Origin of the sequence: Thiolapillus sp. (assembly GCF_048562965.1) — a bacterium.
Lineage (GTDB): Bacteria > Pseudomonadota > Gammaproteobacteria > Chromatiales > Chromatiaceae > Thiolapillus > Thiolapillus brandeum_A.
Genome location: NZ_JBHNMF010000205.1, coordinates 1 through 5,594 on the forward strand (window position 1 = coordinate 1; position 5,594 = coordinate 5,594).

Here is a 5,594-nt window from a genome sequence, read left to right on the forward strand (position 1 = left end):
CATGACCCGTACCCAGCAGGCAGTATCCGTAATGAGCAAACTGCGGGAACTGGGAGTGCAGCTTGCCATCGATGATTTCGGCACGGGCTATTCCTCGCTGGCCTATCTCCGTCAGCTGCCCATCGCAAAACTGAAAATCGACAGCTCCTTTATCAGGGATGTTTCAGAGAACGAGGACGATGCGGCTATCGTGCGGGCAGTGATCGCCCTGGGCAAAACCCTGAATCTGCAGGTAATCGCCGAGGGTGTGGAAACCTGTGAGCAGGAGGATCTGCTGCGCGCGGAAGGCTGTGATGTGGTGCAGGGTTATTACTACAGCCGGGCACTGCCGGCGGCGGAAGCCGGTGAATTTCTGCGCCAGGAACAGCATCACAGCACAAAGGCTGTTACATCGGAGCCGGAAAGCCTTTCCTGATCCGGCAGGGTGCAGCGGCCAGTCTGGTTTCAGGGCGCCGGGTTGGGATGATGGGCGTGTATGGCCTCGATGCCTGCAAGTACGCTGGCAGGCAATTGCAGCGTTGCGCTGGCGATATTGGTTTTCAGCTGCTCCATGGTAGTGGCACCTATGATATTGCTGGTCACGAAAGGGCGTCCGGTAACGAAGGCAAGAGCCATTTGCGCCGGGTCCAGTTCGTGGCGGCGGGCCAGCGCCACGTATTCTGCCGTTGCCGCACGGGACTGGGGATTGGAATAGCGGTTGTATTCCGGAAACAGGGTCAGCCGGGCTGCCGGCGGGTGGGGGTCTTCCAGGTATTTGCCGCTCAGCACGCCAAAACCCAGGGGGGAATAGGCGAGCAGGCCGACCTGTTCCCGGTGGCTGATTTCCGCCAGGCCGATTTCATAACTGCGATTGAGCAGGCTGTAGGGATTCTGAATACCCTGGATGCGGGGCAGACCCATTTCCTCCGCCAGACAGAGATAGCGCATCACGCCCCAGGGCGTTTCGTTGGAGACGCCGACTTCACGCACTTTGCCCGCACGTACCAGATCTGCAAGCACCTGCAGGGTCTCCTCCAGGGGAATGCTGTCATCCTGCTCCGGCCAGGGATACCCCAGTTTGCCAAAATAGTTGGTTTGCCGGTCTGGCCAGTGAATTTGGTAAAAATCAATGTAATCAGTCTGCAGGCGGCGTAGACTCTCGTCCACGGCAGCCTCGATATTGGCCCTGTCTAGGCAGTTGTTGCCGCCGCGGAAATGTGTCAGCCAGTCCCGGCCCGGTCCGGCCACCTTGGTGGCGAGAATGATACGGTCACGGCAGCGGCGTTCATGCAGCCATTCGCCAATGATGCTTTCCGTGCGCCCCTGGGTTTCGGCCCGGGCGGGCACCGGGTACATTTCGGCAGTGTCGATGAAGTTGATGCCCTGGTCCAGTGCGTAGTCGAGCTGCGCGAAGGCCTGGTTCCGGTCGTTTTGCTCTCCCCAGGTCATGGTGCCGAGGCAGAGAGCGCTGACCTGCAGTTCGCTGTTTCCAAGTTGTCGGTATTGCATGATTGATTCAGGTATGTTGCATGGAGTTATCCGGTAGTTTATTCCACCCGGCGTGGCAATGGTTGTTCGCCGGGCTGTTTTTTTCAACCCTGTGGTTTGCCCTGCGCTGGGCGGACTGGGCGCGCCTGAAGAAAAAGCAACAGCAGCATGTGTTTTTCGGCGCCATGGTGTGCCTGTTCTTCCTGTGGAACATGCGTGTGGAAATGCTGCCGGGCTTTTTCTGGCATCTGTCCGGCATGGTGACCGTCACCCTGATGTTCGGCTGGTCCCTGGCCATTGTTGGCGGCAGCGTGGTGCTGCTGGGTATCGTCGTTGCCGGATTGAACGACTGGGGCGGCTATCTGCCATCGGCCATTCTGTGCGTGATCATGCCGGCGACACTGACCCAGATCATGCTGGGGCTGGTACGGGCGTATGCGCCCAAGCATTTTTTCGTCTATGTGCTGGTCAATGCCTTTCTGGCAGGCGGGCTGGTGTTCGTGATCATGTCCGGGCTGATCGTTGGCGGACTGCTGCTCATGGGCGCTCACCCCTGGGGTGATTTGCAGCACAGTTTCCTGAACATGACACCGATGATGCTGTTTCCTGAATCCATGTTGAATGGCTGGATCACGGCCATGCTGGTGGGGTTCAAGCCCCATTGGGTGGGGTCTTTCAGTGATGAGGAATACATCCAGGGGAAATAGGCAAGCGTGATTTCTTGCCAGTGCTCACCGCGCACATTACTATCCGGGTAAACCCTGATTCCGGAGCCCGATATGACCGCATCCTTCGACCCGCTTGTTCTCAATGTGCTTTATGCCTGCATGGGGGGTATTCTGACCCTGCTGTTCATGTGGCTGGGATGCAAGGTCTTCAGTCATATCGTCAATTTCAGCATCCCCGAGCAGCTCGCGAAAGGCAATCAGGCCGTGGGCCTGATGATCATGGGCATGTTCATTGGCATCGGCACGGCCATGGGACTGGTGATCGGGCTGGGTCTGAACTGAATGCGTCTGCCCTGCTGGCTCCTGTTTCTGTTTGCGCTGCCAGGCATGGCCCTGGCGGGTGGTTTCAAGCATGTGGATCACAAGCACTGGACCAACAAGTATGACCAGCACTTCCGCAAGAACAGCAAACACTATTTCGGCCCCACGGTGAACTGGCGCTGGTTCAAGGCCCAGGGAATCGCCAAATCGGGTCTTGATCCCCATGCCAGGAGCAAGGCCGGTGCAGTTGGCATCATGCAGATCATGCCATCGACCTTCAAGGAGATCCGCGAGAAGAATCCCACGGTCATGAACCTGGAAGATCTCAAATGGAATATTGCTGCGGGGATCTTTTATGATCGTTATCTGTATGACAAATGGGAGTTTCTTGATACTGACGAGCGGCAAAGGCTGTTCTTCGCTTTCGGCAGCTACAATGCCGGTTTCAGGCGCGTACGGCAGGCCTACAACAAGAGTGTGAAAAAGCACAAGATGGTCAGGGAATGGTCTCAGGTGGCACCGTTTGTACCCAAGGCCAGCAGCTATTATGTCCGGCGCATCCGCAAACTGATGCAGGCCATACTCTGATGAATACGCCACTGTTGTGGCTGATTGCTGCCTGGCTGGCCTATTTTACTGTTCATTCCCTGCTGGCAAGCCTGGCGGTGAAGCGCCGGGTGGCGGCCCGCTGGCCGGCGCTCATGCCCTGGTATCGCCTGTTCTTCAATGCGGTGGCCACGGTGCTGCTGATCATTCCCCTGTATCTGACCTGGGCCATTGGCGGTGAGACGGTGTTTGCCTGGAAAGGCATCTGGTGGTGGCTGGGCAATGGTTTGGCCATCGCGGCGCTGATTGGATTTCTCTATTCCCTGCGTCACTATGACGGTTCGGAATTTCTCGGCCTGCGCCAGTTGCGGGACGGTGAACGCAGGGTGGAAGATCAGGAGCGCTTTCGCGTGTCTCCCATGCACCGGCATGTGCGCCATCCCTGGTATTTCCTGGGGCTTATCCTGATCTGGACGCGGGACATGACCGCTGCGATGCTGGTGTCATCCGTCATGATGACGCTGTATTTCGTGGTCGGTTCCTGGCTGGAGGAGCGGAAGCTGCTGGCCTATTATGGCGAAGCCTACCGGGAATACCGCCGCCGGGTGCCGGGCCTGTTTCCCCTGCCCTGGCGTCGTCTGAACCCTGAGCAGGCGCAGACGCTGGAGCGCAGAGGCAACAGCGGGGACTGACATGCCGGGAAGTCCTTTTCCCGGAGTAGGTATTATTAACCTGGCATCAATATAGATGACGCTCAGCCGTGATGCACTGTTTGCCAGCAAGGCATCAGCTCGCCGCTGTAGTCATTCTACAGCAAGAGCTGATAACGCAGTCTGGCGGACAGTGCATCACGGCCTGCCTTTAATATCAATGAGTTGGGGCTTCAAGCCTGCCCCGGCCCGGCGTTATCGCTTTTGCCAATGGAACAACCATTGGCTTCAAGCGATGCCTTGCTCCGAGGCAGGCTTGAAGCCCTGAGCATCACCTATATTGATGCCAGGTTAATACCACCTGGGGTAGGCGTAAGGCCCGTAAGGATAAGCGTAACCCGGGCGAGGCGCCCAGCCGGCCCGCGGTGGATAGTAGGGCCTGGCCGCAGGGCGGCCGATGGCATTGATGCCGCTGTTGATGCGGGCTTCCATGGCTTTGCGGTGAGCCTCCATTTCCTGAATATGGGCCTGCCGTTCTTCTTCCATCTGCTTCTGGCGGGTGGCCATTTCCTCTTCGTGCTTTTTCTGACGGGCGGCCATTTCGGCTTCGTGTTCCCTGGTGCGCTGTTCCTGATCCTGCAGCAGCCGGTTTTCCCCGGGGCTCATGTGCTGTTTGGCGATGGCGTCCCGTTCGCGCGCCATCGCTTCGCGTCGTTTTTCCATTTGGGCGCGCAGGGCATCGCGGCGTGCTTCCATGGATTTGACCAGTTCATCATGTGACTGGCGGATGGTCTGGTAGTCCTGGACGAAGGGGCTTGCCGGAGCCGCCGCCGGTGCGGGGGGCGCTGAAGCTGCTGGAGCCTGCGCTGGAGTCTCGTCCGCGGGCGCCGTTGTTTTGGCGATTTCGGCGACAGGAGCTTCGGCAGCTTTGGCTGTGGCAGCGGGTGCGTGTGAGGGTTCAGGCGCAGCCGCTTCGGGGGCAGGGGCCTGTGGTGTGCTGGCTGTTGTCACAGGTGCCGGGGCTGCAGGCTTTTCAGGTGCGGGTACGGGTGCCGGTGGCTCTGCCGCTGCGGCAGCCTTGCCTGTGTTTGCTGCTGCCAGAGGGGGAACCTCATAGCCGGCCTGTTCCGCTTTGTTTTTCAGCCTCTGGTATTCGGCCTGCCGCAGCGCTTCGCGTTCTTTTCCCTCGACGCTGGACAGCTTTTGCTGCAGTGCCGAAGCTTCCTCTTTGGTCAGCAACAGGAATTTTCCATTATCCCCCACCTCCGCAGCGGGCAGGTTGCCTGCAGAAAACAAGAGTCCGAGGGTGATCATCAGTGGTTTGCGCAAGTGCATGAGCGGTTCCTCCAAATTCAACATGCTGGCATTGTAAACAACGCTCTATAGTTTTAGTTTGTAGCCTGAGCATGGCGATATGGAGCAAATATGTCAAATTCTGTACTGGACCAGATACTCGAAGTGGTGCAATCCTCGCCCCATTCGGCGAAATCCCTGGTGTTGTATGCGCTGGTGAACACCCTGGAGCACGAAGGGGCAGGCTGCCTGTTCAAGCTGACCAAGCTGCGCGATCTGGACCCTGAAGGCAGGCGGCTGGCCTATGCCCTGATGGAACTGATGGTGACAGAAGCGAACAGCGGCGAAGCCTGGAAGCAGGCAAAACAGCGCATGGACGAGCTGGTGCGCAATGGCTGAAGCTGAATTTCGGTCTATGCTTACGGAGAAAGGAGGAAAACTGCATGCACTGGCGTAACACGCATCAGCGATACGGACTGATAAGCATTGCCTTGCACTGGGTGATGGCAATCCTGGTGATCGGTTTGTTTGCGCTGGGCAAGTATATGATTACGCTGGATTATTCCTGAATCCGTGATTCCAGAACGTCAAAACCCGCATTTTACCGACATGACTCGGCAGGAGCCTCTGTAATCGGCATGACATCGAA

9 protein-coding genes are annotated in these 5,594 nt (G+C 57.9%); 7 read left to right on the forward strand and 2 right to left on the reverse strand.

From position 1 onward, the window contains the following. A partial coding sequence (locus ACOCD2_RS11295) for an EAL domain-containing protein (protein ID WP_293650195.1) occupies window positions 1-415 on the forward strand: 415 nt, incomplete at its 5' end. Window positions 416-444: 29 nt separating this feature from the next. Here ACOCD2_RS11295 and ACOCD2_RS11300 read toward each other — a convergent pair. Continuing rightward, complete coding sequence (locus tag ACOCD2_RS11300; protein WP_293652617.1) at window positions 445-1,488, reverse strand: NADP(H)-dependent aldo-keto reductase; 1,044 nt, start codon at window positions 1,486-1,488, stop codon at window positions 445-447. Window positions 1,489-1,508: 20 nt separating this feature from the next. Between ACOCD2_RS11300 and ACOCD2_RS11305 the strand changes: the two genes are divergently transcribed. The 4 genes from ACOCD2_RS11305 (at window position 1,509) to ACOCD2_RS11320 (ending at window position 3,694) form a co-directional block, all read left to right on the forward strand. Next, window positions 1,509-2,174 (forward strand): molecular chaperone DnaJ, encoded by a 666-nt coding sequence (locus tag ACOCD2_RS11305; RefSeq protein WP_293648382.1) that lies wholly within the window; start codon window positions 1,509-1,511, stop codon window positions 2,172-2,174. Between the two features lie 72 nt (window positions 2,175-2,246). Next, window positions 2,247-2,477, forward strand: coding sequence for a DUF350 domain-containing protein (locus ACOCD2_RS11310; RefSeq protein ID WP_293648384.1), 231 nt, complete (start codon window positions 2,247-2,249; stop codon window positions 2,475-2,477). Then, window positions 2,478-3,044, forward strand: coding sequence for a transglycosylase SLT domain-containing protein (locus ACOCD2_RS11315; protein ID WP_293648386.1), 567 nt, complete (start codon window positions 2,478-2,480; stop codon window positions 3,042-3,044). It abuts the gene before it with no gap. Beyond that, window positions 3,044-3,694, forward strand: a complete 651-nt coding sequence (locus ACOCD2_RS11320) for a methyltransferase family protein (RefSeq protein WP_293648389.1) — start codon at window positions 3,044-3,046, stop codon at window positions 3,692-3,694. Before ACOCD2_RS11315 ends, ACOCD2_RS11320 begins: the two co-directional genes overlap by 1 nt. A 309-nt stretch (window positions 3,695-4,003) precedes the next feature. On the opposite strand, the gene ACOCD2_RS11325 is transcribed toward ACOCD2_RS11320, so the two are convergent. After that, entirely contained in the window at window positions 4,004-4,987 is a 984-nt protein-coding gene (locus ACOCD2_RS11325) for a hypothetical protein (RefSeq protein ID WP_293648392.1), read from the reverse strand. Window positions 4,988-5,077: 90 nt separating this feature from the next. Here ACOCD2_RS11325 and ACOCD2_RS11330 point away from each other — a divergent pair, with 90 nt between their 5' ends. Then, window positions 5,078-5,344 (forward strand): hypothetical protein, encoded by a 267-nt coding sequence (locus ACOCD2_RS11330; protein WP_293648395.1) that lies wholly within the window; start codon window positions 5,078-5,080, stop codon window positions 5,342-5,344. Between the two features lie 44 nt (window positions 5,345-5,388). Next, window positions 5,389-5,514, forward strand: coding sequence for a hypothetical protein (locus ACOCD2_RS11335; protein ID WP_305800288.1), 126 nt, complete (start codon window positions 5,389-5,391; stop codon window positions 5,512-5,514). Window positions 5,515-5,594 lie beyond the last annotated feature (80 nt).

Bases quoted from the DNA above. Each gene is read 5' to 3' on its own strand.
- ACOCD2_RS11300 (WP_293652617.1), bottom strand. From the start codon at position 1,488: ATGCAATACCGACAACTTGGAAACAGCGAACTGCAGGTCAGCGCTCTC.
- ACOCD2_RS11315 (WP_293648386.1), top strand. From the start codon at position 2,478: ATGCGTCTGCCCTGCTGGCTCCTGTTTCTGTTTGCGCTGCCAGGCATG.
- ACOCD2_RS11330 (WP_293648395.1), top strand. From the start codon at position 5,078: ATGTCAAATTCTGTACTGGACCAGATACTCGAAGTGGTGCAATCCTCG.
- ACOCD2_RS11305 (WP_293648382.1), top strand. From the start codon at position 1,509: ATGGAGTTATCCGGTAGTTTATTCCACCCGGCGTGGCAATGGTTGTTC.
- ACOCD2_RS11325 (WP_293648392.1), bottom strand. From the start codon at position 4,987: ATGCACTTGCGCAAACCACTGATGATCACCCTCGGACTCTTGTTTTCT.
- ACOCD2_RS11310 (WP_293648384.1), top strand. From the start codon at position 2,247: ATGACCGCATCCTTCGACCCGCTTGTTCTCAATGTGCTTTATGCCTGC.
- ACOCD2_RS11320 (WP_293648389.1), top strand. From the start codon at position 3,044: ATGAATACGCCACTGTTGTGGCTGATTGCTGCCTGGCTGGCCTATTTT.
- ACOCD2_RS11335 (WP_305800288.1), top strand. From the start codon at position 5,389: ATGCACTGGCGTAACACGCATCAGCGATACGGACTGATAAGCATTGCC.